Here is a 24,799-nt window from a genome sequence, read left to right as displayed (position 1 = left end):
AAGAAATAAAAAGAATTTTCAAAAGCACTAATGTCAACTCAAAAGAAATCTATTCGGAAATGGATCATTTCAAGATGGGAATTCAATAAGAAACGAAGCGATGAATAGCGTGAGCTTCTATCAATTCTTTGAATTTGAAACAGGTTAAAGGGTCAAAAGAGAAGAAAATTAAGCGTTTTAGATAATCCATTTTTAAAAGAAAGTTGGTAACAGATTATCATAAAATATTTATAAATAACTTTATATCTACCTTTAATGTATTATAAACAAAATAAATATAAGATTTATTATTGATTTTAATTTTTAGTAAAAAAGTAAATTTTTTTTTGATTTTATAAAAAATAATAAAACACGGAGTTATATAAATATGAACGGGACAAGCATTATTAGTACGGGCCAGACCCCTTATTCAGAAGAGTCGCAGACTCACACTCACATCAATGACTTGCCGGATGAGCTTCTTCTGGAAATTTTTTCAAAGCTTGAGCTTGAACCTCTCGAAAGGTCTAGTTTGACTAATTTGATTTGCAAACGATGGAATGCCTTAAGTTTTGATCCTTATGTAATAAAAAATTTATTTTTTACATCGCTGCCTCAAACCGCTCAACTTTTTCAGAAAGAGAACGCTCACACGAAAGCAGATTATGATTTTTTCTTGCGCAGCTTGAAAAGTGATGCGCGCATGCGCTCCTCGAAGGCCAAACCTTTGATTCGGGTATTGGAAGATACGAGTAGCGTAACAAGTTTGCAGGTGGTTAATAGAAAAATCTTCTGGGGATCCGATGATAAAACAATTCGGATATGGGATACCGATTCTAGACAAGAGCTCAAAGTGCTTAAAGGGCATACAGGTTTGGTATTTTCTTTGCAGGTGGTTAATGGAAAAATCTTCGGCGGGTTTTGTAATGGGAAGATTAGGGTATGGGATATCGATTCTGGAAAAGAAATCAAAGTACTTAATGGGCATACGAGGACGGTACATTGTCTGCAGGTGGTTGATGGAAAAATTTACAGCGGATCCTATGATCAAACAATTCGGATATGGGATATCGATTCGGAAAAAGAAATCAAAGTGTTTAGAGGGTATGAAGGAGCGGTACAATGTCTGCAAGTGCATGATGGAAAAATTTACAGCGGATCCTTTGATGGAACAATTCGGATATGGGATATCGAGCAAGGAAAAGAAATCAAAGTGCTTAGGGGGCATACGTATGAGGTAAATTGTTTAAAGGTGGTTGATGGAAAAGTTTTCAGCGGATCTGGTGATAAAACGATCCGGATATGGGATATCGATTCTGGAAAAGAAATCAAAGTACTTAGTGGGCATACGAAGCCGGTGTATTCTCTAGAGGTGGTTGATGGAAAAGTTTTCAGCGGATCTAGCGATGACACGATTCGGATATGGGATATTAATTCGGGAAAACAACTCAAGCGGCTAAATACACCTGATGGGTGGGCATATAGGTTAAATGTAGTGGATGGAAAAATTTTCTTTAAAACACGTAACGGAATTCAAATATTCGACTTTAATGTCCCGCAGTAAGTTGTTCCATCTAATATAGTTTTTCTTACACTAAAGGGCTCAATTTGAGCCCTTTTAATTTTAACCGTATATACTATTTTTTATTAATAATTTGCATCTTTAGTTAAAAGGTAATACATTTTTTTAACTTTATAAAAATTAAATTAGTAGAACATCGGATTTATATGAACATAACTAACAACCTTAGTAAAACAGACAAAACCCCTTATTCAGAAGAATCGGATATTAGTCAAAAAAACATCAATGAACTTCCAGATGAGCTTCTTCTAAAAATTTTTTCAAGCCTTGGGCTTGAAACTCTCGCCCAAACTAGCTTGACTTGCAAACATTGGAAATCTTTAAGCTTCGATCCTTCTTTGCTTCGAAATATATTTTTTAAATCGCTCCCTCAAACCGCTGAACTATATAAGAGGAACCCTGATGAGGTTACGGATAAAGATTTTTTCTTGCGTAGCTTGAAAAGAGATGCCCGCATGCGCTCTGCTAAGTTTCAACCTTCGAGCCGTGTATTAATAGAATATAAACGTGGCATAAATTGTTTTCAGCTGGCTGATGGAAAAGTGATCAGCGGATCGGATTATGAAACGATCCGGATATGGGATCCAGATTCAGGAAAAGAAATCAAAGCGCTTACCGGTCATACAAGTTCGGTAAATTGTTTGCAGGTAGCTGAGGGAAAGGTATTCAGCGGATCGGATGATAAAACCATTAGGATATGGGATATCGATTCGGGAAAAGAATTCAAAGTCCTTACCGGACATCGAAGTTGGGTAAAGTGTTTGCAGGTGGCTGAGAGAAAGGTATTCAGCGGATCAGGAGATGGAATGATTCGGATCTGGGATATCGATTCAGGAGGAGAACTCCAGGTGCTAATCGGACATAAAGGGCCAGTAACTTGTTTACAGGTAGCTGATGGAAAGATTTTCAGCGGATCATGGGATAAAACCATTAGGATATGGGATATCGATTCGGGAAAAGAATTCAAAGTCCTTACCGGACATAGAAGTTGGGTAAATTGTTTGCAGGTGGCTGATGGAAAGGTTTTCAGCGGATCTGATGATGAAATGATCCGTATATGGGATTTTAATTCGGGAAAAAAACTCAGACCGCTTAAAGGGCATACGAAGCCGGTATGTTGTCTGCAGGTGGCGGATGGAAAGGTTTTCAGCGGATCGGATGATAAAACGATCAGGGTATGGGATATCGATTCGGGAACAGAACTCAGGATGATAGAGAATTTTGAGGAGGGCGTATACAATCTGAGTGTTGTGGACGGAAAAATCTTCGTTCGAAGCGGTTATTTCAAAATTAAGGTGTTTGACTTTAATCTACCTCTTTAAGTTTTTCCATCTGTATAGGTTTTGTTAATTGATGACTCAAATTTAGCCCTTAATTAATAAAATAACATTTATTATTAATAACTTCCTTTTTAACTTAAAATATCTTAAAATATTTCTTTTAAAAATGGAGTTTTTATGAATGTATCTGACATTACACTTAAAACTGGCATAACCCCTTTTTCAAAAGAAGCGGAAATAAATCAGACTCATATCAATGACTTACCCGATGAAATTCTTCTACACATTTTTTCAAGCCTTGGGCTCGAAGCTCTTGCAAACTCTAGTTTAACCTGTAAACGTTGGAACGCCTTAAGTTTTGATCCCTTCGTAATCCGAAATATATTTTTTAAATTGATGCCTCAAACTGCTGAGCGGTATAAGAACAGGGGACTTGATGCCAAAGATAAGGATTTCTTCTTGAGTAGCTTAAAAAGTAATGCTCGCATCGGCTCTTCGAAAATTCAACCTTTGAACCGGTTACTAATAAAGAGTGTAGATAGAATAAATTGTTGGCAGATCGTCGATGGAAAGGTTTTCGGTGGATCCTATGACGGAACGATTCGAATATGGGATATCGATTCAGGAGAAGAACTCCAGGTGCTAGTCGGACATACAGGAATCCCTTCGTAATCCGAAATATATTTTTTAAATTGATGCCTCAAACTGCTGAGCGGTATAAGAACAGGGGACTTGATGCCAAAGATAAGGATTTCTTCTTGAGTAGCTTAAAAAGTAATGCTCGCATCGGCTCTTCGAAAATTCAACCTTTGAACCGGTTACTAATAAAGAGTGTAGATAGAATAAATTGTTGGCAGATCGTCGATGGAAAGGTTTTCGGTGGATCCTATGACGGAACGATTCTGATATGGGATATCGATTCAGGAACAGAGCTCAAGACACTAGAAGGACATACAGCATCAGTAACTTGTTTACAGGTCGCCTATGGAAAGGTTTTCAGCGCATCTCGTGATAACACGATTCGGATATGGGATATCGATTCAGGAGAAGAACTCAATGCACTTGAAGGACATACAAAGGGAACGATTCGAATATGGGATATCGATTCAGGAGAAGAACTCCAGGTGCTAGTCGGACATACAGGACCAGTAACTTGTTTACAGGTAGCTGATGGAAAGATTTTCAGTGGATCCTATGACGGAACGATTCGAATATGGGATATCGATTCAGGAGAAGAACTCCAGGTGCTAGTCGGACATACAGGACCAGTAACTTGTTTACAGGTAGCTGATGGAAAGCTTTTCAGCGCATCTCATGATAACACGATTCGGGTCTGGGATATCGATTCGGGAGAAGAACTCAAGGTGCTAAAAGGACATACAGGTTTAGTAACTTGTTTACGGGTCGCTTATGGAAAGCTTTTCAGCGGATCATGGGATAAAACGATCAGGGTATGGGATATCGATTCGGGAAAAGAACTCAAAGTTCTAAAGAGTGAGGATTGGGTAAATTGTTTACAGGTAGTGATGGAAAGATTTTCAGCGGATCCAGTGACGGAACGATCCGGGTATGGGATATCGATTCAGGAAAAGAGATCAGGGTGATTGACAATAAGGACAGCGTTAAAAATTTAATTGTAGAGGAGGGAAAAATCTTCGTTGAAAGGCTTAATAAAATACGGCTATTGGACTTTAATCAAGATACTATTCCCGCTAATAAATCGCGTTTTTCCCTAAGTAAATTAAGTCGTTATTTTTTGATCTTAAAAGTATTTCATGAGCTTAAATATTGAAATCAGTATTGAATTAAGAACTCTTGTATACTCTAGTTTAACCTGAAAACATTGAAACTTCTTAAGTTTTGATCATTCCGTAGATTTAGATTATTTTTTTGACAAAAGAAGATCTTTCGCTTTTTTAAAAAATTTGAAAAAAACATTATTTTTTAATACAGCTTTGTATATACCAACTACTTGAATATTAGAGTTCTTTTGATGCAAAAAACTTTAAGATAAATTCTGACTTCAAGTAATTTAGGAATCTTAAGTACAAATAGGAAGATAAGTATCTTACCATGATTTGTTTTATGCTATCTTGTTAATAATAATATAATTGTGTTCCATCATGAAAGAAAATTCAAATCAAAAAAAAACGTGTCCGTCTCAAGCAAGAGCTTATTTTGTAGTTCAAAACGATAGAGGCATTCACACCCGTCCGGCAACAGAAATTGTTCGGCTAGCTTCCCAGTTTAAGTGCGACCTTCGTTTGAACTATCGAAAAATAGAAGTGAATGCGAGGTCTATTCTTGGAATTTTGATGCTGGAAGCCGGAAAAGGAGCTCGAATCCTTGTAAAGGCGAAAGGGGATGATGCTGAGGAAGCAATTCTTGCCATGAAAAAACTTGCAAGCGAACAGTTTCATATAAAGTATTGAGATAGACAGAAACGTTGTATAAACTATTCTTCAATCGGGACTGTCCTGTCTAACACTTCTTTGGTGCAAAAGACAGGCACGTTGTTCATCAAAGCTAAAATAATGCAATCGCTTGGGCGCGCATCAATTTCAATGATATGGCGAATATCATCAATTGTCTGTTCAATAAATAAACGAGCATAATAAACGGTGTCTTGAAGATCGTTGATAACGACTTGTTTTATACGGACATCGAGTCCTTGGAAGATCGAGTCGATCAAATCGTGAGTCAAGGGCCTTTGCTTTTCAGTTCCGGTCAGATACATCTGCAAAGCTTTTCCAATCGAAGGGTCGGTATAAATGGCAAATCGTTTGCCTTGAGCTGCCAAAATAATGACAGTATAAGAACGAGTCTGCATGATTTTATCGAATGAAAGCTGTATTAGTTCAGAAAACATGAAAATCCTGATACAAGTCGGGTTTTAACTTCATTCTCTGAAGGCTTAAATTTTTTGTCACGCCATTTGAAGAGAATTTAGTTTTTTTTTGAAAAAAAATTATAAAATCTCAACTTTGCCATTTTCTTTACCTACGAGAATTTTTGTGGCCAAATTGAAAAAAAAGCCCGTTTCAATAACACCTGGAATAGATTTAAGAAAAAGATCCGCATTTTCCGGGGTTATTTTTTGAGGGCTATTCCATTTTAGATCCAAAATAAAATTTCGCTGATCGGTCAAAAAGGGATGGTTCTTTTTCTTATTTAATCGAAGAGTTGCATTAAACCCCAAATTCTCAATCTCTTTTTTTGTGGCGGCAAATCCAAAGCGAGCTACTTCAACGGGTAGCGGAAAAGCGCCCAATTTTTTAACACACTTCTTTTCATCTACTATTACAATCATTTGAGTGCTCATCTTTGCTGTTATTTTCTCTCTAAGCAAAGCGCCGCCGCCGCCTTTAATGAGTCTTTTTTGCGGGTCAACTTCATCAGCTCCATCAACATCGACATCAAGGGTTGAGACTTTTTCGGGGTCGAGTAGAGGGATGCCATAAAATTTAGCGAGTTTTTCAGACGCTTTGGAAGTTGGGATTCCCTTGACTTTTAGCTTGCTCTCTCCAAGATAGGTGATGAAAAACGAGGCTGTCGACCCCGAGCCAAGCCCTACTAACATCCCGTCCTTGATAAATTTTAAAGCTTCCTTGGCTGCCCTTTTTTTGGCATCAGTTATAAGATCCATATTTACACTTGATCGTTACCCATTTTGAACTTATGATGCTTTAATTTGACCGAACAAGAAAGTGCTTTTTTAGCTTTCTTTTAATATTTTAATTTTCAAAGAGATAAGTTGCTTATGTCTATTTCTTTACAAGAGCTTGTAGGCCGTTTCGATAATCTTTTAAACCCGGCAAGCTTTTTAGATGCTTGTCCTAATGGACTTCAAATCGAAGGTAAAAAAGAAATCGGAAAAATGGCTTTTGCGGTAAGTGCAAGCTTAAATGTCATCGAGACGGCTATTTCAAAAGGAGCCGATTCTCTTTTTGTGCATCATGGTTTATTTTGGAATAAGGATCCTTACCCAATAGTTGGATATAAATATAAGAGAATCAAGGCATTAATAGACAACAATGTTTCGCTTTTTGCTTACCATTTGCCCCTAGATGCTCATGTCAGTGTCGGAAATAATTGGAAAGCAGCGATTGACCTTGGTTTTCAGTCGCTTGAACCTTTTGGCGAATATGATAAAAAGAAAATCGGTGTAAAAGGGGAGTTTCCCGAGATTGATAGGGAAGTGTTTAAAATTAAACTTGAAAAGTACTATGGATGTCCTGTCAATGCTCTTTTTGGAGGAGAGAAGAAAATTTCTTCTGCGGCTTTAATTTCCGGGAATGCCTGGAGAAAAATTGAAGAGGCTGCAGCAGAAGGGGTTGGGTGCTTTATTACAGGGTGCGGTGATGAACCCGTAACCCATTTAAGCCATGAGCTTGGCATCAATTTTTTTGCTTTGGGTCATCATGCAAGTGAAAAGATTGGTCCAATAGCGGTTAGAGATTATGTGAGCGGGCTTGGCATAGAAACTTTCTTTATAGATGAGGATAACCCCTATTAGGATTCATCCTTAGCTTTTAAAAAATCAGGGCTTTCATGTGCGGTAACACGTCCCCTTAAGCCTGCGGCTTCTCTTGTGTACTCTTCTTTAAGTTTCTTTAATAAATCCTGTACATAGAGGCTTTTTGGCTCTTCCGGGTTTTTATTTTCATTAAACTTCTTATTGGAGGCCTCAGCCCCTGTCTCAATCCTGTCAGGCTGTCGATTCAACCATTTTTCAATAACGAGTTTGGTCTGCTTTAAAGAATCTTTATTAATTTGTTCTTTTTCTTTCTTGATCTGCTTCTCGATTTTTCTACGGACCTTGCCAACCTGTCTGCTTTCCTCAGCCCTCTCTACACCCATAAAAGACTCCTTTAGGGGAATTAAATCCATAAATTAAGTTTACCAGATTCAAATTATTTTTTCAAAAAAATGGTGAGCTTCTATTGGATAATAATATGAAATATCAATAATAAATAATCTCAGGTTTCATTATACTTTTTGAACCCGTTGTTTTTCAGGAAGGAAAAGTTTGAAAAATTTTTCACACCTAATTGACAGAAAATGACTTAAACAAGAGAATTGACCGAAATATCTATCACTCCAAAGCGTTAGACCGAAATATGAAGACAGTAATTGACATTCTTAAAGAACGGGGATTTATTGAGTCCTTATCAAGCGATGAGCTTTCCTCTATCCTTTCAAAGCCTCAAAAAATTTACTGCGGATTTGATCCGACAGCCGATAGCCTGCATCTTGGCAATTTAGTTGCTATTATCGGACTTACCTGGTTTCAACGCTTTGGCCATACGCCTGTCGTAATCGTTGGCGGCGCCACGGGAATGATTGGAGATCCGGGCGGAAAAAGTGTTGAAAGAAATCTACAAACGCAAGAGCAAGTAGATCACAATCTTAAAGGGATTAAAGCCCTTTTGGAGAATGTTATTAAAGGCGAGCCAGCTCCATTAGTCCTCAATAATTTTGAATGGATGAAAAAGTTTAGCTTTATTGATTTTTTAAGAGATGTAGGGAAGCACTTTCGCATGAGCGTGATGCTTGCTAAAGAATCTGTAAAAGCAAGGCTTGAGTCAGAAGAAGGAATTAGCTTTACAGAGTTTTCTTACCAGCTTTTGCAAGCTTATGATTTTTTGTATCTATTTCAAAATCATCATGTTAAAATCCAAATTGGCGGCAGCGACCAGTGGGGGAATATCGTCGGAGGAGTGGAACTCATCCGTAAAGTGTTAGGCGAGAGCGCTTTCGGAGTAACTTTTCCTTTGCTCACAAGATCAGATGGCAAAAAATTCGGTAAGTCTGAAAACGGAGCTATTTGGCTTTCTAAAGAAAAACTATCTCCCTACGAATTCTATCAATACCTCGTTAGAGTCCCAGATGCCGATGTCATCAAGCTCATGAAGATGCTAACCTTTCTTGACCTTGATGTAATTGCCGAATATGAAAATGCAATGAAACAAGAAGGTTACCTTCCAAATACGGCGCAAAAAAAATTGGCGGAAGAAGTGACCCGGTTTGTTCATGGCGAAGAGGGGCTTGAGAAGGCTCTTTTAGCAACGAAAGCTGCGGCCCCAGGCTCAGAGACTGTTTTAGATGCTGATTCTTTAGAAATAGCTATGAAAGACATGCCCTATTTCGAGCCGGAGCTTTTGGTAGGCTCGAAGTTAATCGATTTGATCGCAGATAGCGGACTTCGGCCAAGTAAAAGTGCGGCAAGACGCTTGATTCGCGAGGGCGGCGTTTCATTAAATAACAAAAAAATTAATGATGAAGAGAAAGTCATTCAAACTGAAGATCTTATAGGCAATCGCTTTGTTGTGGTCACTCTTGGAAAAAAACAGAAAATGTTAGTGAAGCAAAAAAAAATTTAAGCGCTTTTCCTCTATAAAATTAAAATTTCAAGTGTAAAGTCAACAATGTTCTTGAAACGAAAAGTTTGATGTTTATTATGAAGCCTATCAATTTGCAATTGTCCAGTTTATGGATTTGAGAGTTGTAACAAAAGAATGGGAAATTTTAAAATTTTTTCCAAAACTCGAATTTAAAACTTGATTTATGCAAATGAATATTTTAATCAATGTTGAAAGCTTATCGATGATACAGTTTTTTATGAATTCTCGAAGATGTTTGCAATAATAAGGAAGAAGGAGTTTGACACCCTATGACAACTACGAGCAAGAAAAGCACAATGACAAAAAAGAAATTGATCAATTCAATCGCGCAAGAAAAAGGGATTCACCCAAGTGATGTGCGGCATGTCATTCAAGCTTTCCTCGACAAAATGACAAATAGTCTTTCACAAGGGGACAGGCTTGAGTTTAGAGATTTTGGCGTTTTTGAAGTGGTAAAGCGTAAACAAAAAATCGGACGCAATCCAAAAAATGCGGCAGTGCCCATTGTTATCCCAGAAAGATTAGCAGTTAAATTCACGCCCGGTAAAAAAATGCGAAAGTTGATTGAAATTGACGAGCTAGAGCCTATTCATATCTGATGAAGGCAAAAAAGTTCCTTATCAATTGGGCATTTTCGAAAGAGACATGCGGCAAGAGAAAGTTTCTTGACTGCATGTTTTTTTGTTTTAGCTCCAATCGAAAAAAGTTCTTCAACTCGTTTTGATATAAATTCTTCTTTTGAGTAAAATCAACACTTTAGAAATTTGGTATAACGAGAAATCGTAAGGAAAAACCAATTTCTAAAAGTTTGCTTTACCCTAAGGATGAAAAAACAAATAAAGCATGGAAAAACTGATTTTTTAAACGAGTCTTTTAAAAACTCATTTTCAAGCTATCTTTTGTTTTTTAGACACTTAAGTCAACAAAAAGGTTGCCCCGTGAGTCTCCAAAAACTTTTTCTTATCTTCATATTGGGACTGTTCAGTCTAATCGGAATCCTGTCCTTTTTTAATAAAAGCAAAAATCCTGAAGTTCAAAAAATTGATGAACCGGGATCTGCCATTGTGGTCGAGCTTTTCGATGAAGTTCGTCCTGTTGAGAAAGAAAAAGACCCGGCAGCGATTACTCTTTCAAATGCTCATCTCGAAGAAGCAGAAGTAAAAGAGGCTGTGAAAGAGGTGATTTTGCCTCAAGCAGACCGGGTTCATGAGCTCTTTCGAAAAACGGAGCCAAAGTTACCGATTGTTGAAACGATCACGTACAAAAGCCATGTGGATTGGTTGAAAGGTCGTCCCGCTTGGCTTTCAGACTATGCTAGCCACTACAAAACATCAAGGCACTTTATCGCAAGAAGCCTTCATGGCAAGCCCGATTACTTTAAGCAAGATTTGGCGATTGGCGATCGCTTTAATGTTTTTAAACGCGACAAAGACATTTCCTTTTATCTTGTCATCGATTTATCCCGCTCGAAAATGTGGTTTTACTACTACGACAAAGGTGATGATGAGAGAGTTTTGCTGAAGCAATATTCAGTAGGCCTTGGAAGACCTGATGGAAGCACCTCTTCAGGTTTACTAACGCCAAGCGGCGCCTTTGAGTTAGGAGAAAAAATAGCGATTTACAAGCCTAAGCAAAAAGGCTTATTTAATGGCGAGAAAACAGAAATGATCCGTGTTTTTGGAACGCGATGGATTCCTTTTGAAAAAGAAATCGACGGCGATCCCTATAAAGCCAAAGGGTTTGGCCTTCATGGAGCTCCTTGGATAGAAAATGAAAAAGGAGAGCTTGTTGAAGACAAAAGCTGCATTGGAAAATATGAAAGCGACGGATGCGTTCGGCTTGCAAGCGAAGACATAGAGGAACTCTTTTCTATTATTATCACAAAGCCCTCTTACGTCTTGCTTGTGAAAGACTTTTTTGACGCGAAGCTGCCGGGTAAAGAAAAATAAAACTATTTGTTTCCAGGATGAAACTAACATAAGGTCAATATGGACACTTTGCCTCACGAAAAGCAAATTCAGGAATATATTAAAACCATTGAACATTTAAAAAAGCAGAATCAAAACAACCCTCTTTTTAATCAGGAAATCCAAAAGCTTGAACAGAAGCTTATCAATTTAAAGCAAAAAGTTTACTCGGAACTGACCCCTTGGGAGCGTATCCAAATTTGCAAACACCCAAGACGTCCTCGAGCCATTGACTATATTAATAATATTACTGAATTTTTTCAGGAGCTTCACGGCGATAGATTATATGGGGATGATAAGTCTGTCATTGGAGGGCTTGCTAAAATCGGCAAAAGGCATTGCATGATTATAGGCCAGGAAAAGGGGAATGACACAGAGTCCAGGCTGCAAAGAAATTTTGGAATGTTAAGCCCCGAAGGGTTTAGAAAAGCGCTTCGATTAATGAAATTAGCCGAGAAGTTTAATTTACCGGTGATTACCCTTCTAGATACGCCGGGTGCCTATCCGGGTTTACAGGCTGAAGAGCGAGGACAAGGTTCCGCCATCGCTTATAACTTAAAAGAAATGGCCCTACTGCAAACTCCAATCATTGTCTTACTCATTGGTGAAGGGTCATCAGGCGGCGCCCTTGGCATGGGAGTTGGCGATGTGATCGGCATGTTAAGACATTCCTATTATTCTGTAATATCACCTGAGGGCTGCGCTTCAATTCTTTGGAAAGACCCGACTAAAAATAAGGAAGCTGCGACAGCTTTAAAGTTAAATGCCGAAGACCTTTTGGAATATGGGGTAATTGATGAAATTATTGAAGAACCTTTAGGCGGCGCGCATCATGATGTCGAAGCAACCTATAAAGAAGTTAGTCGCTTTATCGAAGACAAAATTGAAATGTTAAAGAGGATTTCACTCCCTCTTCTTATCGAGCAACGCTATCTAAAGTTTAGGCAAATGGGTCGTTTTGAAGAAGAGATGGCTGAGTTTGAAGATAATAATAAAGGGCCATTAAAAGAGAAATCCGTTCATGAAAAAAATTGAAACACTAAGTGAGCTAAACGCGCTCTTGCAAGAAAGCGCCCATCAAAGCGTTTATTTTTATAAACATAGCGATCGATGCAGCCTCTGCCATCTTGCGATTCAAGAAGTTCAGGAATTCCAAAGAGAACATCCCGAAGCCAAGGTAGGTTTTATTGATGTCCTCCGAAACCGGGATATTTCAAATGCCCTGGCAGAACGCTCTAAAATTAGACATGAAAGTCCGCAAATTATCCTCTATGAAAAGCAAGAGCCTGTTTTTCATACATCGCACTCAAAAATTACCAAAGAAGAATTAGAACGTCATTACAAGTCATAAAAAATCATGATTAATTTATTGCGTGTCGCGTTTGGCAAGAAAAAGCATCGGATGCTTTGTGCCTTTTCTCTTATTTTTATGTGCCTTCTGACAGTGGCTTCGCAAGTAGAAATTGTCACAATCGGTTTTATTGCAAGAAAAGGACCCAGTTTTTTTGAGCTATTTTCATCCCAAGAAAGAGGATCTCTAGATAGGGTTTCAAAAGAAGAGGTTCTTAAGAATTGGACCCTCATCGATAAGGATGGGAAAGGCGTCATTACGAAAGAATCCGCAAGTGAGTTCCTGGCTTCCAAAAAAAATAAAGATTTTCTAGAGAAAATATTCTTTAAACTCGAGAAAAAATTTGATCTTGGCAATAACCTTATTTTTCTAGCGGTTTTAATCGCTCTTAGCGCCATATTTAAAGCTCTAATGATCTTCGCGCATCGTTATACCACTAAATTGATCGCGATATCGATCAGTCAGGATTTACGAAAATCTTACTTCGATCATATCCAAGTAATGCCCATGAGCTTCTATCAAAAATATAACCTTGGCAGCCTATCTAATCGTGTGGTTTCAGATTCCTACATTATTTCAGAAGCGATCAACGCTTGTCTTATGAATTTTTTTCAGACCCCTTTTACGATTGTAACAACGCTTATTCTCTGTTTTTTAACCTCTTGGAAACTCTCCCTTTTTATTTTCCTAGGCCTGCCTTTGATTGTTTTTCCGATTTACTTTTTAGCTAAGAGAGTAAAAAAAATCTCAAAGCAAATCCTAAAAGAACAAGAACTTTTTGCTTCCACCCTCATTGATTTTATAAGCGGCATTCAGACAATCAAAAGTTTTACCATGGAAGACTTTTCGAAAGCCAAGTATGCCGCGCAAAATAATGAACTGGCAAGGCTTGAGCGAAAAAGCGCTAAGTACGATCTCTTATCAAGGCCTGTTGTCCATACGATTGGAATGCTCTTTCTTTCCTCGACAATTATTATGGGTCTTTATGTCTATCAGATGAATGTCTCGGAAATTTTGATTTACTGCGGTTTCCTTTATCTTTTTTATGAGCCTATTAAGAAATTTGCAGAAGAAAACAACCATATTCAAAGAGGAATTGCAGCGTCCGATAGATTACAAGAGGTTCTTAGTCTAGCACCTGAAGAAGAAAAAAAAGAAGAAACTCATGAATTTAAAGAGTTTAAAGACACTCTTTCCTTTGAAAACGTTTGGTTTCGATTTAATGAAGAGTGGGTTTTAAAAGGACTTAATTTTTCTGTTAAAAAAGGGGAAACGGTTGCCATAGTGGGTCCGACAGGATGCGGAAAATCTACGGCTCTTGGATTATTATCAAGGCTCTATGATCCGGAAAAAGGCGATATTCGAATTGATGGCGTCAGCATAAAAGGCTATTCAAGAAAAAGCATTAGGGAAAATGTAGCGGTAGTCCCTCAAAAGCCTTTTATATTTGTGGATACGGTCGCAAAAAACATTGCCTTCGGCAGATCTTTTTCAGAATCAGCGATTAAATTTGCGGCTCAGGAAGCGGAAGCGCATGAATTTATAGAATCCCTTCCAAAAGGGTATGCGACAGAGCTTTTAGAAGCCGGAAAAAATCTATCCGGCGGCCAGCAGCAACGCTTAACCATTGCAAGAGCCCTTATTAAACCGGCCCCTTTCCTAGTTCTTGATGAAGCCACTTCTTCTCTTGATGCCTTAAGTGAACATAAAATTAAAAAAGCACTTTCAACATTAAAAGGTAAAGTGACACAAATTATTGTCGCTCATAGGCTCTCAACTATCCAAGATGCGGATAAAATTATCTACATGGAAAAAGGCGTGAAAGTGGCTGAAGGGACAAAAGATGAGCTTCTTGTCAGCTGTCAAAATTTTAGATTGATGTGGAATATGCTCCATCAAAAAGAAGTTGGAGAGGCTCTTTAATGGCTCCTAAAATGAAAAAAAAGGCTGTTGTCATCCATTCAGGCGGTATGGACTCCTCTATTTGCCTCGCTTTAGCGATAGAAAAGCATGGGCGTGAGAATGTTCTTAGCCTTTCTTTTTTTTATAATCAAAGACACACAGAGGAAGTCAACCAAGCAGCTCTCATTTCTAAAGATTGGAAGGTCGATCATATAGAGCTTCCCATAGATTGTCTCCAAGAAATCACAGAGAGTGCGCTTATTGGAAAGTCTCAAGCCATTCAACACGATAAAGGAAAAGAGGCGAACACACTCGTTGTCGGCAGAAATGGCCTCATGATAAGGCTTGCGTCCATTCATGCCCATTTTCTCGGGGCAAAGGAAGTGTATACGGGAGTTATTGAACTTGATGGCAAAGCCAATGGCTATAGGGATTGTACAAGAGAATATGTGGATTTATTAGAGAAGATCCTTCGAATGGATTTTGATGATGATTCTTTTGAGATAAAAACCCCTCTTGTATTTTTGACTAAAAAAGAAACGTTGGAAGTAGCTCATCAAATGGGGCTTTTAGATTACCTTCTTCAAAACACCATCACCTGCTATGAAGGCGTTAAATGGGCCGGTTGTAAAAAGTGTCCTTCCTGTCTTTTAAGAAATCAAGGCCTTAAAGAATTTAAAAAAGATCATCCTGAATTTCAGCTTCCCTTTTCTCTAGATTAATAGGGCTTTTTTATGTTTTTAAAATTTATCTAATATCTGTTGAACCTTTAGATATTTGGATTTTGCAATCTAAGGGTCGTTTGATTTTGTTTTACTACCCTAAGCCCTTTAATTGTTTTTAGATGTTCAAAATTTTCTTCGTGTGAAACACAAGTTCCGGCATCCCAAACCGGGAACCATTCAGGGATATATCTTGTGTGAAAAGTAAGTTTTCTCAAGAAAGGTAAGCTTAGTTCCTTTATCCCAATTGAAGTGTCGCTAATATCTAACGATTGAAGGGAAATCGCTTTAAAATTGTCTGAAAAAGAGCCTTTGTATGTACTCCTTTTTAAAGAAAGATGTCTAATGCCTATTTCCGCAATAAAGAGAGCTAGGTTTTCAAGGTTTATTTCAGAAGAATGTGTTAATTGTAACGTTCTCAATTTTTTTTGTGACTTTAGTTTATCAAAAAAGTTAATAGGCATTTTTAAATTAGATAAAGTCAAGTGCTTTAGGCTAAGGTGGGGAAGTGCTTCTTCCAAAATTGGCCAAGAAATATTTTCAAAACTCAAGATGAGGGTTTTTAAAGAAGGTTTTAAAAACTTAAGATGAGAAAAAGAGCAGCATTCAATATTAAGATACTTAAGTTCTTGAAAGTTAAAAGTATTTTCCAATGGATCTTCTACATTTAGATTAATTAAAGTTAGCTTTCTTAAAGTTAGTGGAAATCTTAAAAGGTCTTTATCTTCAAATTTGTAGGCTCTAAATATTGTTAATGAGGTAAGTCCTCTTAAAGAGTTTAGATGGCTAAAAAAAGGTTTTTCCGGATTTGCTGTTCTAAACTTTAATTCTGCTATGCTCAAATTATTATACTGAGCTTTAAAAAGAGAAAAGTCGGTTGAATTGGAGAAATGTACTTCTTTAAAATTGCCTTCATCTTGAATTTCCGTTTCTTTTGCTGCATTTATTTCTAAAAGGCTCGAGCTGCAATCAAAAGAGATAATTTTAAGGTTTTTTAAATCGATAACGGAGAAACAATCTCCGGATGCAGTAAACAGCGATAAAGAAACGTATTGAATTTGTTCTAAAAATTTTTTATCAATTTGATAACATTTAAGTTTAAGTTCTTCAATTTTGGGTAGGCTGGCTAGCTTTTCTATATTTTTTTTATTGACTGCCATGCAGGCTTTAAGAGAAATCCTATAAAGGTTTGCTTGCTCGCACTGGGTTTTTATTTCTTCTAAAGAATATAAAGGGACTTCAAAAACAACTGTCCCTAGGAGATCCTTATATTTACTTAAAAAAGCGACCTCTTCTTTTGAGTTTAAATTCATGTCTAAAAAAGTTACTTTCTTTGTTTTGAGAGAGTATTCAAAAAGCGTTTTAGAAACTTCTTTTATAAATGCTTTTTTATGTTCTTTGGTTTCACCCCCATTTTGATAAAAGAAAAGAAGACACTGATAAAGTTAGCGATATTACTATTGAGATTTTTTTTGAAGAGCGATCAATTAGTTGCTCTCCAATTAAATTCCAAACTTCATGTGGTAAAGGGGTAAGTGAGCGAGAAGCGTGCATCAAAGATCCGGGTATTAATAAAGAATCATTAGCTTATAGCATTTTGGCTTAGAAATTTCATCCATTAAGAGTTTTTACATTCTTAGCAGGCGATCGTTTTGAGTCACTACTTTAAGTCCATTAATTTTTCTTAAAATAGCCAAATTGTCAGGATCAGTTAGATTGATCTCTTTTCCTACGGCTGCTACAAAATCTTGTTTGACACTAATCGTTAATTTTTTTAAGTAAGCTAAAGTTAAATCCTTTATACAAATTGTGGTTTGGCTGACATCTAACGAATAAAGAAAAACGCCTTTAAAACTTTTAGAAAAACTACCGACTACAGAAGTCATTTTAAGTGAAAGATGTCGCAATTTCACTTTTTTTATAAAATTAGATAGTTCCTCAAGATCAATATTCCTCGATTTTTCCAAGCAAAGCGTTCTCAAATGTTTTTGAGACTTTAGTTTCTTAAAAAAATCAGAAGGAGCTTTTAATCTTTTTAGAGTCAAATGTTTCAAATTTAGAGTCGGAAGAACTGTTTCTAAATCTTTGAAGGAAAGTTCCTTCATATTAAGAATAAGAGTTTTAAGGGTTGGTTTTAAAAATTTGACGTCTGCAACTTCATAAAGGGAAATATCTAAAGCTTTAAGATGCGTTGCTTGATTAAAATAATCCGGATCGATAATAGCTCTCTTCGAGACAACAGTCAATTTTCTTAAGCGATGCGGCAGCTTTAAATATTCATTTTCCTGTAAGGGGTAGGCATCTTTGATAAAAAGAGTAGTGAGATTTTTTAGAGTTTCTAATTGATCTGATGCAATTGGAGAAGGGATGAGTCTCATAATGATTAACTTTTCGATATCGGAGTTTTTTAAATAGCCCCTTAAAAATGAATTATGGGACGATCGAAAAGCTAGTTTTTTTAAGTAGGGAAAAGTTTCAGGGTTTTTACCGGGTGGTGAAAGTGTTATATCTTTACAAGTTCTGAAGGATTCGATTTTAAGCGAATTTAACCCTTTTAAAGATAGCGAGTTATTAAGAGCTCTTCCAATTCTTATGGAAAGAAGGGAGGCGCCTAAACTTTTTAAATAGCCGATTTCGACTAATTCTGTGATAGGATCCCTTAATTTTAATCTTTCAATTTTTGGAAGGCTTTGCAGTCTTTCAAAACTGTTTGAAAGTGAGATCTTTCCTTTTAGGGAAATTCGGGTTAGTTCTGCTTCTTTACATAGTTTTTCTACTTCTTCAATTGAATATAAGGGGATTTCAAATTCAACAGCCCCTAGCAACTCTTTATATCTCCTAAGAAAAGAAATTTTTTGTTCGTAGGAATCGAGCTTTAAATCCAAAAAAGCAACTTTTCTAGATTGAAGGGAGTATTTAAAGAGCGTTTGATTCACATTTGAAATAAATTCTTTTCTATCTTCGGTTGTCTTAGCGGGTATCAAAAAATTGGAGAAAGAGAGAGTGAGAAAACTATGAATGTTAGAGTATAATTTTTTTTTAGATGAGCGGTCTATGACCAAGCCTCCGATCATATCAAAAAGTTCTACCGGCATTTTTGGTATTGAAACTTCATTCATATTTTTACCCGAAAGAAAAAAATCAAATCTAAAACAATAGCTTCAGAGAAAGAATGTATGGAAAATTTACTTCCCATGTTGTTTTTTCGTAATTGAATCTTATTTGAAAAGCCATCTATATTAGCTTCGAAAGAATTTCTTTTACAAACAACATTCGTAAATATCCCGTTTGAACTTCCGGAAATACAATGAGTGATATATGACATCGGTATTGGAATATTGTGCAGAGCATTGTCAGCAAGCTTTGGTGCTTTTCAGCTCTACTGCTAAAAATGAAAATGAAAGCGAGCCATTAAATAAAACAGTTATTGTAGTGGCCTTACTAGCTATAACGATATTGCCGCTGCTTCAAAGGTATTTTCCAACGGAGCAAAATGCCCTTCGCAATCTTAGAGTTAGATACCCGATTTTTTATGAAGCGGGAAGGATAGCTTGTAAAACCTTTTTCTTAATCGCAATGGTTGCATTTGCTGCGGCGCTATTTCATTATTCCGGATTAAAGCTGCAAAATTTTATCTCTCTTAGTTCAAAAAAGTTGACGTACTTAGATGATTGCATGGTCAACTGTATTCAAGCTAGTGGACTGGAACTTGATTAATAAGAAATTAAAGAAATCAAGAAGACTTAAGATAATTCGCTTAAGAGATAATAAAATGACATCCTTATCGACCTATTGTTTAAGCATTTGTCCGGCAGCTAACGTAAGTCAGAAAAATTTTTTCCTGTCCTTTAGCGAACAAGAGAGCAAAACAATCGCTATGATTGCAACTATAGCTTGGACCGCAATGGCTTTTCTTCGCTTTGATTTTGAAAGAACTCGAAATTCGTTTAATAATTTATTTATTGGAAATGCAAACCGTCATGATGTTGCAAACATCATTAATTTATTTTTTCTTTTGGGGCTTGTCGTTTGTTCCTTTGAAGGAATATATTCTCTAGAGTCTCGTAAAATGTATTATTTAGATGACTGTATGGTAAAATGCATTCAGTCCGATAGAAATAGATTGGTAGAGATATAAAACCGGTTCTCATATGGGGTATTTATGAATGGATTTATCGATTGTTTGGTAAAAGAATGTAAAAATACAGTTGTTATTTTGGGGAATTCCCCCTCATCTCCTCGAGAGTTTAACCAAAGTGGAACTTTACTTGTGATCCTTTGTGTATCGGCCTTAGCTATAGGGATACTAAAAACTCTATCCCAAAATGGAAATAATGCCTTTCGCAATTTCAATAATCGAAATTTGAAAAAAATGGTTTTAGGCGCTTTCTGTTTAATCGCTTTTTTTGCAACCCTAAGTTTGTTGATAGGAGGTTCCCGTCCGGTTGACTCTTATCGCATGGTTCATGTTGATGATTGCATGATTAATTGTATTCAAAAAGCAGAGAGACTTTAATTTTAGACTTTTACTTATCAAGCTATTTTATGAACCCTTAGCTCGGTATGGTTCTGATAAACTGTTTTGAGTCCGTTTATGGTTTTCAAAATAGCTAGATTGTCAGGATTTAAACTAACTCCACTGCTACCCAAAGTTGGATGATAGTCTAGGATTAATCTACCGATGTTTAATTCTCTCAAATGAGAAAGGGCGCTTAATTCTTTGATTGAAATATTGGTATCTGAGACATCTAGGGATTGAAAAGATAGACCTTTGAATTGTGTTTCGAAATTATTTTCGACAAAGGTTGATTTTTCAAGGGAAAGATGCCTAATGGATCTATTTTTTAAAAAGCTCGATAATACTTCTAAATTTATACTTAAGGATCTTAAAAGTTTAAGACTCCTTAAGTTTTCTTGTGAGTTTAATTTGTCTAAAAGATGAGAAAAACTCATTTCCTTCGATTCGCTTCCGTTATTAAAGTATAGGATCGTCAAATGTTTTAGATTTAGATTTGGGAGTGCTTCTTCAAAAGCTGTCCATGAGAGATGCTTAAAGCTTATGACAAGTGTTTTTAAAGTAGGCCTTAAAAAAGCGAGGCTCTCCACTTTAAAACCCGATATATCTAAATATTTAAGATGAGCTTGTAGGGTAAATTCTTTTGATGCAGCTTTTCTTTTATTTGAAACTAGAGTTAATTTTTTTAAATGCGCAGGAAGCTTCAAGAAATCGGATTCCTCAAATTGAGTTGTATTGAGGGTTAAAGAGGAAAGTTTTTCAAAGTGGTTTAATTGATCAAAAAAATTCTTGCTCGGGGTTATTTGCGGGAATGAAAGTTTTCTAATGTCGGCTGTTTTGTAACAACCGCTAAGAAAAGAATCTATCTCATTTCTGAAAGTCAATTTTTTTAGTTTCGGAAAATTTCTTGGCGCTTCACTTAAATCTTTGGTTGAAACATCCCGGCAAAGGGAAAGCGACTCGATTTTAAAAGACTCGATTTGGGTAAGAGACAAAGAGTTAACCCAACCTAATCGGATTGAAAGCAGGGAAGCATTTATTATTTTTAAAAGAGAGAGCTCTTCTTCATCTCCTGCAAGGCATTTACAAATTTTAAATCTCTCTATTTGAGGAAGAGCTAAAAACTTTTCTTCACTTTCTTCAAGGTCCAATTTTCCTTTTAAAGAAATTCTTCCAAGCTCCGCTTTACTTGAAAGGACTTGAATTTCCTCTAAAGAATAAAGGGGGTACTTGAATTCAACAGTTCCTAGAGAATCTTTATGCTCTGCCAAAAAAGAAGCTTCTTCTTCAAGCGAATTAAATTTTATGTCAAGGAAAGTCACTTTTTTAGAGGCAAGAGTATAAGTCAAAAGATTGCGGTTCAAATTAGTGATAAAATCTTTTCTTAATTCGTTTACTTCCAATTCTTTACCAAACTTTGAGAAAAAAATTGAAACAAAATTTTTGAGGTTGGTGTTTAATTTTTTTTTGGAAGAATCATCAATGAGTTTATGTCCAATCAACTCCCAAATTTCTGAAGGTAGAGGGGGAACAGAAGTAAATTCAATCATTCAAAATCCTTACAATTATTCTAATTCTGGAACTGAATTGTTCCGTCTAACAATCAGAGTCCGTTTAGCGGTTGCTGAAACATCAACTAGCTGACAGCCAATTATTTCCCACCATTCTAAATTTAAACAATTAATAATATCGTTACCATTTATTAATACAACAAAAATAATTAGTTTAAAATTGATTAATTAAGGAATTTATAATAATTGAATAAAAATAAACAAGCGGTATCGTAAGTTTAAAAGCGAAAGGAGGTTTTGATGGAACATTTAACCCCTTGCGATAAGACTTATATCGGGGAGGAGAATCTTTTTGATCGATTGTCTAATGAAGAGGTTCGATGCATCTTCACCTTTCTAGAGGATTTAAAAGATGAAGACAAATTTAAACTTAAGCTAGTTTGCAGAAGGTTCTACGCGCTTGCAAGAGATCATACACTTTATAAGGACGAGATAAGGGAAGTCAAAGATCTTTTTTTAAAAACTTTTAGTACTAAGTTAACCATCAAAAAATCAAACTCTTTTTTTCAAGAAGCCTTGATCGAATTTGCAAAGGAATTTTTTTCTTACATCAAAATTTTACCAAGACATATCAAGTGTGCTGAACTGCCATTCAGGTATGTTAATTTGCCTGCTTTAAAAGAAATTGAAGGGGTTAAAAGCATTTCTTTTCATAGAAAATGTTTGGAGATTTGGAATAGTCTTTTCTTGAATTTGGGAAGTTTAATTGATCAGGAGGGGGTTTTTGATTTTAATGATGCTTTTTCAAGATCCTTTACAGAAAAAACCTTTATTTCATTCTGCAACTTGTTAACTAAAAAAAAAGACATTAGAACTTTCCATATTCATACCGAAATGCCCGAATGGCAACAGCAAATTTTTTACACCTATCTTGGAAAAAATTTATTTAAATTTAGACACCTTAAATTTGCTCCCTACATTCCTAAGGACATTATTAACGCGGCTCTTTGCAGAAGTCTCAAAGAAAATACCAATCTTCTTAGGATAACGATTGCTAAAACCCAATTAAGGGATGCAGAACTTTTTCTTTTGGCAGAGGCCCTAAAAGAACATCCAAGGCTTGAGATTTTGGATTTATCGGATCTTTCTTTTCACGTCAGGGGGGCTGTTGCGCTTATCCTTCTCTTTGAAATGCCAAATTTGCGTGTCGTAAAATTTAGTGGAATTTCGCCTAAAGAATTATGGCTCCTTGTTAATGGAATTGAGCAATTTCCTTTTGAAAAACTTGTTTTAGGAAATATGGACATCCCTTTATCTTGCGCCAAAGAACTTTGTGAAATTATTAAAAAATCGGATCAGCTAACTATTAAGTTTAATGATTGCACCATGGACGAAGAAGTTATAGCTTATATTGATCTCTTTAACTTGGAGCATTTTTTTTCAATTTTCAAAGACCCTCCTTATTTTGATCCGACTAGCGATAGAAGACATTCTATCTAAACTTCCGGTGTGTATTAAAGAAAGTCGGAAAGTTGATTTTTGTGAATCCTAAATCCAAGTGAGGTAATTTTATCAGACGTTACAAGACGTTTGCCCCCATGAATTGTCTCTTCATTAAGGTCCCACAAGGGCTCTTGTAGACCCTTTTGACGGCAAGCTTCGCTATAAAGCTGCTTTCTTGTCACATGATAGCTCGAGGTGAGATTAAAAATTCCGTCAAGCTTATTTTCCAAAACATAATTTATCCCTCGAACGATATCATCGACGTGGATTAGATTCGTAATATTTTCACCCGTACCCGGAATTTTTTTATTTTCATAGCGTTTTAATTTGTCACCAATCATCCTATTTGGGCCGATAATTTCTCCAAGCCTTAAAATTGTGACTTTGAGCGGGCGGCTTTCAGAGAGACAAAGAAGTTTTTTTTCAGTTTGCAGTAGAATTTTTGAAGATTCTGTTTTAGGCGAGGGAAGGGTTGCTTCAGATACAATCCCTTTTTGATCGCCATAGACAGAAGTGCTGCTTGTAAAAATCAAGTGGCGAAGGTTTGGCATTTGATCTAAATTTTCTTTTAAAAATGAAGCATTATCCAAAAAAGTTTCTTGATAAGAAGAGGGTCCGTCCGGAGCTGCTGTAAAAAAGAGATTTTTTATTTTTGAAAGATCGCCGGCTTTTTTGTCATGATCCCAAAAAACAACTTTATCCACATGCTTTAATAAATCGGGCGCCTTCTCTCTATTTCTTGTTGAAGCAGATACGTAAATGCTTTTGCTTTTTAGCGAATGCGCTAAAAGAAGCCCTAGATAGCCGCAGCCTAAAATAAAAGCTTCTTCTTTTGACATCGCAATTAACCTGCCGTAATAGATTCGAGGCTTAGTTTTAGGGAGGCATTTTCTTCTTTGTCTAAAGCGCCGCTTTCTTTTAGCCATTTAAGATAGCTTTTAGGGACTTCCTTAAGAGGAATTCCTTGATGTTTGCCAAAAGGCATGTGAGTCACTTGTTTTAGTGATACCGATTCAGATGAAGAAGACATAAGTTGAAAAATCGTTTCAATAGGAAGATCATCTGTCATTCTCTTAAAAACTTCATGTAAAACGATGCAATCATCCAACGCCCTGTGAGCATTATTTGCAGGAATATCGTAAATTTCACGCAAAAATTGAAGAGAATGGCGCGGTAAATCAGGCCGATATTTTCTTGCCCATTTTAGGGTGTCGACAAATTTCCACTCAGGCAGGGTAATCTCATGGCGTTTAGCTTCTTGTCTTAGGAAATGAATATCAAAGCCATCATTATTATGAGCTACGAGAATTGAATCAGAGCCGCAGAATTCAATAAATTCTTTTGCGACAATAGAAAAGGGAGCCGCCTCTTTAACCATGTCATCTGTGATATGATGAATTGCCGTGGCTTCTTTGGGAATGGGTATTCCTGGATTAATAAATCGAACAAAAGATTGATTTCTATGAGGATCAAAAGCTGCGATTTCAATAATCCTATCAAATTCAGCTTTTACACCTGTTGTTTCTGTATCGTATATAATGGGACGCATTTTCATGCTTAATGCCTTAAGATCGATTAAAGTTCATAAGCCACAAATTATAGCTTTAGGAGGATCTTGATTGGAAGCTTTTTTCCATGATTTCAATCATTTGCTGGCTGGTTTTAGCTCCTGATGCCACTTCTAATAGCGGCATATTCATTGTCTTGGGGATATTATGCATCGTCTGCAAAATTTTTTCAAAAGTCAGCACCCCGGGAAGCTTATTATCAAAAGCCGGGACAGTCATTCGATAAAAAATGGTTTGAAGCTTTTCTTCAATACAGAACCCTTGCCAATCAATAAAACGATTCACAGCATGTAAAAAACGCGAGATCTCATTAAAATATTGAGGTTGAAACTGAAAGGGAAAGAAAATAACAACCTGAAGGAAGGGGCCTGACGGGAGAATCCTAAAGAAAACAGGGTATTCGTGGATATCGATCGTTAAAATTAAAAAAACCTGTTTTGTTTCTTTTTGAATAGTGGGGTTAAAGCCTAACTCGGTTAAAATTTTTTTTATATTTTCAAGAGTTAGTTCCACT

General features: G+C 36.5%; 26 protein-coding genes. 17 read left to right on the top strand and 9 right to left on the bottom strand.

Going from position 1 to position 24,799, the window contains the following annotated elements; all coding sequences use genetic code 11:
• The first annotated feature begins 367 nt into the window (after positions 1-367).
• From CSEC_RS04560 to CSEC_RS04535, 5 genes are all read left to right on the top strand, one after another.
• On the top strand, positions 368-1,543 hold the full coding sequence (locus CSEC_RS04560) for an F-box/WD repeat-containing protein (protein ID WP_041017161.1): 1,176 nt from the start codon (positions 368-370) through the stop codon (positions 1,541-1,543).
• Between the two features lie 164 nt (positions 1,544-1,707).
• Positions 1,708-2,883, top strand: a complete 1,176-nt coding sequence (locus CSEC_RS04555) for an F-box/WD repeat-containing protein (RefSeq protein ID WP_053331772.1) — start codon at positions 1,708-1,710, stop codon at positions 2,881-2,883.
• A 135-nt stretch (positions 2,884-3,018) separates the two neighbouring features.
• Positions 3,019-3,513: an F-box/WD repeat-containing protein gene (locus tag CSEC_RS04550; RefSeq protein WP_041017160.1), complete on the top strand. Its 495-nt coding sequence runs from the start codon at positions 3,019-3,021 to the stop codon at positions 3,511-3,513.
• Positions 3,514-3,599: 86 nt separating this feature from the next.
• Complete coding sequence (locus CSEC_RS04545) at positions 3,600-4,445, top strand: WD40 repeat domain-containing protein (protein WP_161780959.1); 846 nt, start codon at positions 3,600-3,602, stop codon at positions 4,443-4,445.
• Positions 4,446-4,964: 519 nt separating this feature from the next.
• On the top strand, positions 4,965-5,273 hold the full coding sequence (locus CSEC_RS04535; protein ID WP_041017157.1) for an HPr family phosphocarrier protein: 309 nt from the start codon (positions 4,965-4,967) through the stop codon (positions 5,271-5,273).
• Between the two features lie 23 nt (positions 5,274-5,296).
• Here CSEC_RS04535 and CSEC_RS04530 read toward each other — a convergent pair whose 3' ends face one another.
• Both CSEC_RS04530 and rpiA read right to left on the bottom strand, forming a co-directional pair.
• Positions 5,297-5,710, bottom strand: a complete 414-nt coding sequence (locus tag CSEC_RS04530; protein ID WP_041017156.1) for a bifunctional nuclease family protein — start codon at positions 5,708-5,710, stop codon at positions 5,297-5,299.
• Positions 5,711-5,809: 99 nt separating this feature from the next.
• The gene (gene rpiA / locus CSEC_RS04525; protein ID WP_041017155.1) at positions 5,810-6,487 is read right to left on the bottom strand and encodes a ribose-5-phosphate isomerase RpiA; all 678 of its coding nucleotides are present in this window, start codon (positions 6,485-6,487) and stop codon (positions 5,810-5,812) included.
• A 120-nt stretch (positions 6,488-6,607) separates the two neighbouring features.
• Between rpiA and CSEC_RS04520 the strand changes: the two genes are divergently transcribed.
• Complete coding sequence (locus tag CSEC_RS04520; RefSeq protein WP_041017309.1) at positions 6,608-7,357, top strand: Nif3-like dinuclear metal center hexameric protein; 750 nt, start codon at positions 6,608-6,610, stop codon at positions 7,355-7,357.
• On the opposite strand, the gene CSEC_RS04515 is transcribed toward CSEC_RS04520, so the two are convergent.
• Positions 7,354-7,701: a hypothetical protein gene (locus CSEC_RS04515; protein ID WP_041017154.1), complete on the bottom strand. Its 348-nt coding sequence runs from the start codon at positions 7,699-7,701 to the stop codon at positions 7,354-7,356. The two genes, CSEC_RS04520 and CSEC_RS04515, sit on opposite strands and share 4 nt — an antisense overlap.
• Positions 7,702-7,961: 260 nt before the next feature.
• Between CSEC_RS04515 and tyrS the strand changes: the two genes are divergently transcribed.
• The 7 genes from tyrS to queC all read left to right on the top strand — a co-directional run bounded on the left by tyrS (position 7,962) and on the right by queC (position 15,187).
• A complete protein-coding gene (gene tyrS, locus CSEC_RS04510) occupies positions 7,962-9,224 on the top strand; it encodes a tyrosine--tRNA ligase (protein ID WP_041017153.1) in 1,263 nt (420 codons plus the stop codon).
• A gap of 290 nt (positions 9,225-9,514) precedes the next feature.
• A complete protein-coding gene (locus CSEC_RS04505) occupies positions 9,515-9,844 on the top strand; it encodes an HU family DNA-binding protein (protein WP_041017152.1) in 330 nt (109 codons plus the stop codon).
• 339 nt (positions 9,845-10,183) lie between these two features.
• A complete protein-coding gene (locus CSEC_RS04500) occupies positions 10,184-11,194 on the top strand; it encodes a L,D-transpeptidase (protein ID WP_041017308.1) in 1,011 nt (336 codons plus the stop codon).
• Positions 11,195-11,233: 39 nt separating this feature from the next.
• Positions 11,234-12,247 (top strand): acetyl-CoA carboxylase carboxyltransferase subunit alpha, encoded by a 1,014-nt coding sequence (locus CSEC_RS04495; protein WP_053331771.1) that lies wholly within the window; start codon positions 11,234-11,236, stop codon positions 12,245-12,247.
• Positions 12,234-12,563: a bacillithiol system redox-active protein YtxJ gene (ytxJ, locus tag CSEC_RS04490; protein WP_041017151.1), complete on the top strand. Its 330-nt coding sequence runs from the start codon at positions 12,234-12,236 to the stop codon at positions 12,561-12,563. The genes CSEC_RS04495 and ytxJ overlap by 14 nt, the downstream gene beginning before the upstream one ends.
• Positions 12,564-12,569: 6 nt before the next feature.
• On the top strand, positions 12,570-14,486 hold the full coding sequence (locus tag CSEC_RS04485; protein WP_041017150.1) for an ABC transporter ATP-binding protein: 1,917 nt from the start codon (positions 12,570-12,572) through the stop codon (positions 14,484-14,486).
• Between the two features lie 11 nt (positions 14,487-14,497).
• The gene (gene queC, locus CSEC_RS04480) at positions 14,498-15,187 is read left to right on the top strand and encodes a 7-cyano-7-deazaguanine synthase QueC (protein ID WP_079977978.1); all 690 of its coding nucleotides are present in this window, start codon (positions 14,498-14,500) and stop codon (positions 15,185-15,187) included.
• A gap of 47 nt (positions 15,188-15,234) precedes the next feature.
• Here queC and CSEC_RS04475 read toward each other — a convergent pair whose 3' ends face one another.
• Together CSEC_RS04475 and CSEC_RS04465 are read right to left on the bottom strand one after the other, a co-directional pair.
• Positions 15,235-16,500 (bottom strand): hypothetical protein, encoded by a 1,266-nt coding sequence (locus tag CSEC_RS04475; RefSeq protein WP_041017148.1) that lies wholly within the window; start codon positions 16,498-16,500, stop codon positions 15,235-15,237.
• A 315-nt stretch (positions 16,501-16,815) separates the two neighbouring features.
• A complete protein-coding gene (locus CSEC_RS04465) occupies positions 16,816-18,306 on the bottom strand; it encodes a hypothetical protein (RefSeq protein WP_041017146.1) in 1,491 nt (496 codons plus the stop codon).
• 199 nt (positions 18,307-18,505) lie between these two features.
• Here CSEC_RS04465 and CSEC_RS04460 point away from each other — a divergent pair, with 199 nt between their 5' ends.
• Genes CSEC_RS04460 through CSEC_RS04450 form a run of 3 tightly spaced genes read left to right on the top strand, consistent with a single transcriptional unit; the run spans position 18,506 to position 19,703 of the window.
• Positions 18,506-18,904, top strand: coding sequence for a hypothetical protein (locus CSEC_RS04460; protein WP_041017145.1), 399 nt, complete (start codon positions 18,506-18,508; stop codon positions 18,902-18,904).
• 55 nt (positions 18,905-18,959) lie between these two features.
• Complete coding sequence (locus CSEC_RS04455; RefSeq protein WP_041017144.1) at positions 18,960-19,325, top strand: hypothetical protein; 366 nt, start codon at positions 18,960-18,962, stop codon at positions 19,323-19,325.
• Positions 19,326-19,349: 24 nt separating this feature from the next.
• Positions 19,350-19,703, top strand: coding sequence for a hypothetical protein (locus CSEC_RS04450; RefSeq protein ID WP_041017143.1), 354 nt, complete (start codon positions 19,350-19,352; stop codon positions 19,701-19,703).
• A gap of 17 nt (positions 19,704-19,720) precedes the next feature.
• Here CSEC_RS04450 and CSEC_RS04445 read toward each other — a convergent pair whose 3' ends face one another.
• A complete protein-coding gene (locus CSEC_RS04445) occupies positions 19,721-21,253 on the bottom strand; it encodes a hypothetical protein (RefSeq protein WP_041017142.1) in 1,533 nt (510 codons plus the stop codon).
• Positions 21,254-21,514: 261 nt separating this feature from the next.
• Here CSEC_RS04445 and CSEC_RS04440 point away from each other — a divergent pair, with 261 nt between their 5' ends.
• The gene (locus tag CSEC_RS04440; protein WP_041017141.1) at positions 21,515-22,714 is read left to right on the top strand and encodes a hypothetical protein; all 1,200 of its coding nucleotides are present in this window, start codon (positions 21,515-21,517) and stop codon (positions 22,712-22,714) included.
• A gap of 14 nt (positions 22,715-22,728) precedes the next feature.
• Here the strand turns inward: CSEC_RS04440 and CSEC_RS04435 are convergent, their stop codons facing one another.
• From CSEC_RS04435 to CSEC_RS04425, 3 genes are read right to left on the bottom strand one after another with little or no spacing between them, the layout of a single operon-like run.
• The gene (locus tag CSEC_RS04435) at positions 22,729-23,556 is read right to left on the bottom strand and encodes an NAD-dependent epimerase/dehydratase family protein (protein ID WP_041017140.1); all 828 of its coding nucleotides are present in this window, start codon (positions 23,554-23,556) and stop codon (positions 22,729-22,731) included.
• A gap of 5 nt (positions 23,557-23,561) precedes the next feature.
• Positions 23,562-24,266, bottom strand: coding sequence for a putative quorum-sensing-regulated virulence factor (locus CSEC_RS04430; protein ID WP_041017306.1), 705 nt, complete (start codon positions 24,264-24,266; stop codon positions 23,562-23,564).
• Positions 24,267-24,321: 55 nt separating this feature from the next.
• Complete coding sequence (locus CSEC_RS04425; protein WP_041017139.1) at positions 24,322-24,798, bottom strand: YbjN domain-containing protein; 477 nt, start codon at positions 24,796-24,798, stop codon at positions 24,322-24,324.
• Between the last annotated feature and the right edge of the window lies 1 nt (position 24,799).

The organism is Criblamydia sequanensis CRIB-18, from assembly GCF_000750955.1.
In the GTDB taxonomy this organism is placed as follows: Bacteria; Chlamydiota; Chlamydiia; order Chlamydiales; family Criblamydiaceae; genus Criblamydia; species Criblamydia sequanensis.
Note: the sequence above shows the minus strand (reverse complement) of the source record. Positions and strands in the feature narration are given on the sequence as shown.

What these genes read in the sequence shown, in the direction of transcription:
- CSEC_RS04505 (WP_041017152.1), top strand. Translation starts at nt 9,515, where the DNA reads ATGACAACTACGAGCAAGAAAAGCACAATGACAAAAAAGAAATTGATC.
- CSEC_RS04460 (WP_041017145.1), top strand. Translation starts at nt 18,506, where the DNA reads ATGACATCGGTATTGGAATATTGTGCAGAGCATTGTCAGCAAGCTTTG.
- CSEC_RS04515 (WP_041017154.1), bottom strand. Translation starts at nt 7,701, where the DNA reads ATGGGTGTAGAGAGGGCTGAGGAAAGCAGACAGGTTGGCAAGGTCCGT.
- rpiA (WP_041017155.1), bottom strand. Translation starts at nt 6,487, where the DNA reads ATGGATCTTATAACTGATGCCAAAAAAAGGGCAGCCAAGGAAGCTTTA.
- CSEC_RS04450 (WP_041017143.1), top strand. Translation starts at nt 19,350, where the DNA reads ATGAATGGATTTATCGATTGTTTGGTAAAAGAATGTAAAAATACAGTT.
- CSEC_RS04475 (WP_041017148.1), bottom strand. Translation starts at nt 16,500, where the DNA reads ATGAATTTAAACTCAAAAGAAGAGGTCGCTTTTTTAAGTAAATATAAG.
- CSEC_RS04445 (WP_041017142.1), bottom strand. Translation starts at nt 21,253, where the DNA reads ATGATTGAATTTACTTCTGTTCCCCCTCTACCTTCAGAAATTTGGGAG.
- CSEC_RS04550 (WP_041017160.1), top strand. Translation starts at nt 3,019, where the DNA reads ATGAATGTATCTGACATTACACTTAAAACTGGCATAACCCCTTTTTCA.
- CSEC_RS04495 (WP_053331771.1), top strand. Translation starts at nt 11,234, where the DNA reads ATGGACACTTTGCCTCACGAAAAGCAAATTCAGGAATATATTAAAACC.
- CSEC_RS04440 (WP_041017141.1), top strand. Translation starts at nt 21,515, where the DNA reads ATGGAACATTTAACCCCTTGCGATAAGACTTATATCGGGGAGGAGAAT.
- tyrS (WP_041017153.1), top strand. Translation starts at nt 7,962, where the DNA reads ATGAAGACAGTAATTGACATTCTTAAAGAACGGGGATTTATTGAGTCC.
- CSEC_RS04535 (WP_041017157.1), top strand. Translation starts at nt 4,965, where the DNA reads ATGAAAGAAAATTCAAATCAAAAAAAAACGTGTCCGTCTCAAGCAAGA.
- CSEC_RS04485 (WP_041017150.1), top strand. Translation starts at nt 12,570, where the DNA reads ATGATTAATTTATTGCGTGTCGCGTTTGGCAAGAAAAAGCATCGGATG.
- ytxJ (WP_041017151.1), top strand. Translation starts at nt 12,234, where the DNA reads ATGAAAAAAATTGAAACACTAAGTGAGCTAAACGCGCTCTTGCAAGAA.
- CSEC_RS04530 (WP_041017156.1), bottom strand. Translation starts at nt 5,710, where the DNA reads ATGTTTTCTGAACTAATACAGCTTTCATTCGATAAAATCATGCAGACT.
- CSEC_RS04455 (WP_041017144.1), top strand. Translation starts at nt 18,960, where the DNA reads ATGACATCCTTATCGACCTATTGTTTAAGCATTTGTCCGGCAGCTAAC.
- CSEC_RS04435 (WP_041017140.1), bottom strand. Translation starts at nt 23,556, where the DNA reads ATGTCAAAAGAAGAAGCTTTTATTTTAGGCTGCGGCTATCTAGGGCTT.
- CSEC_RS04560 (WP_041017161.1), top strand. Translation starts at nt 368, where the DNA reads ATGAACGGGACAAGCATTATTAGTACGGGCCAGACCCCTTATTCAGAA.
- CSEC_RS04430 (WP_041017306.1), bottom strand. Translation starts at nt 24,266, where the DNA reads ATGCGTCCCATTATATACGATACAGAAACAACAGGTGTAAAAGCTGAA.
- CSEC_RS04465 (WP_041017146.1), bottom strand. Translation starts at nt 18,306, where the DNA reads ATGAATGAAGTTTCAATACCAAAAATGCCGGTAGAACTTTTTGATATG.
- queC (WP_079977978.1), top strand. Translation starts at nt 14,498, where the DNA reads ATGAAAAAAAAGGCTGTTGTCATCCATTCAGGCGGTATGGACTCCTCT.
- CSEC_RS04555 (WP_053331772.1), top strand. Translation starts at nt 1,708, where the DNA reads ATGAACATAACTAACAACCTTAGTAAAACAGACAAAACCCCTTATTCA.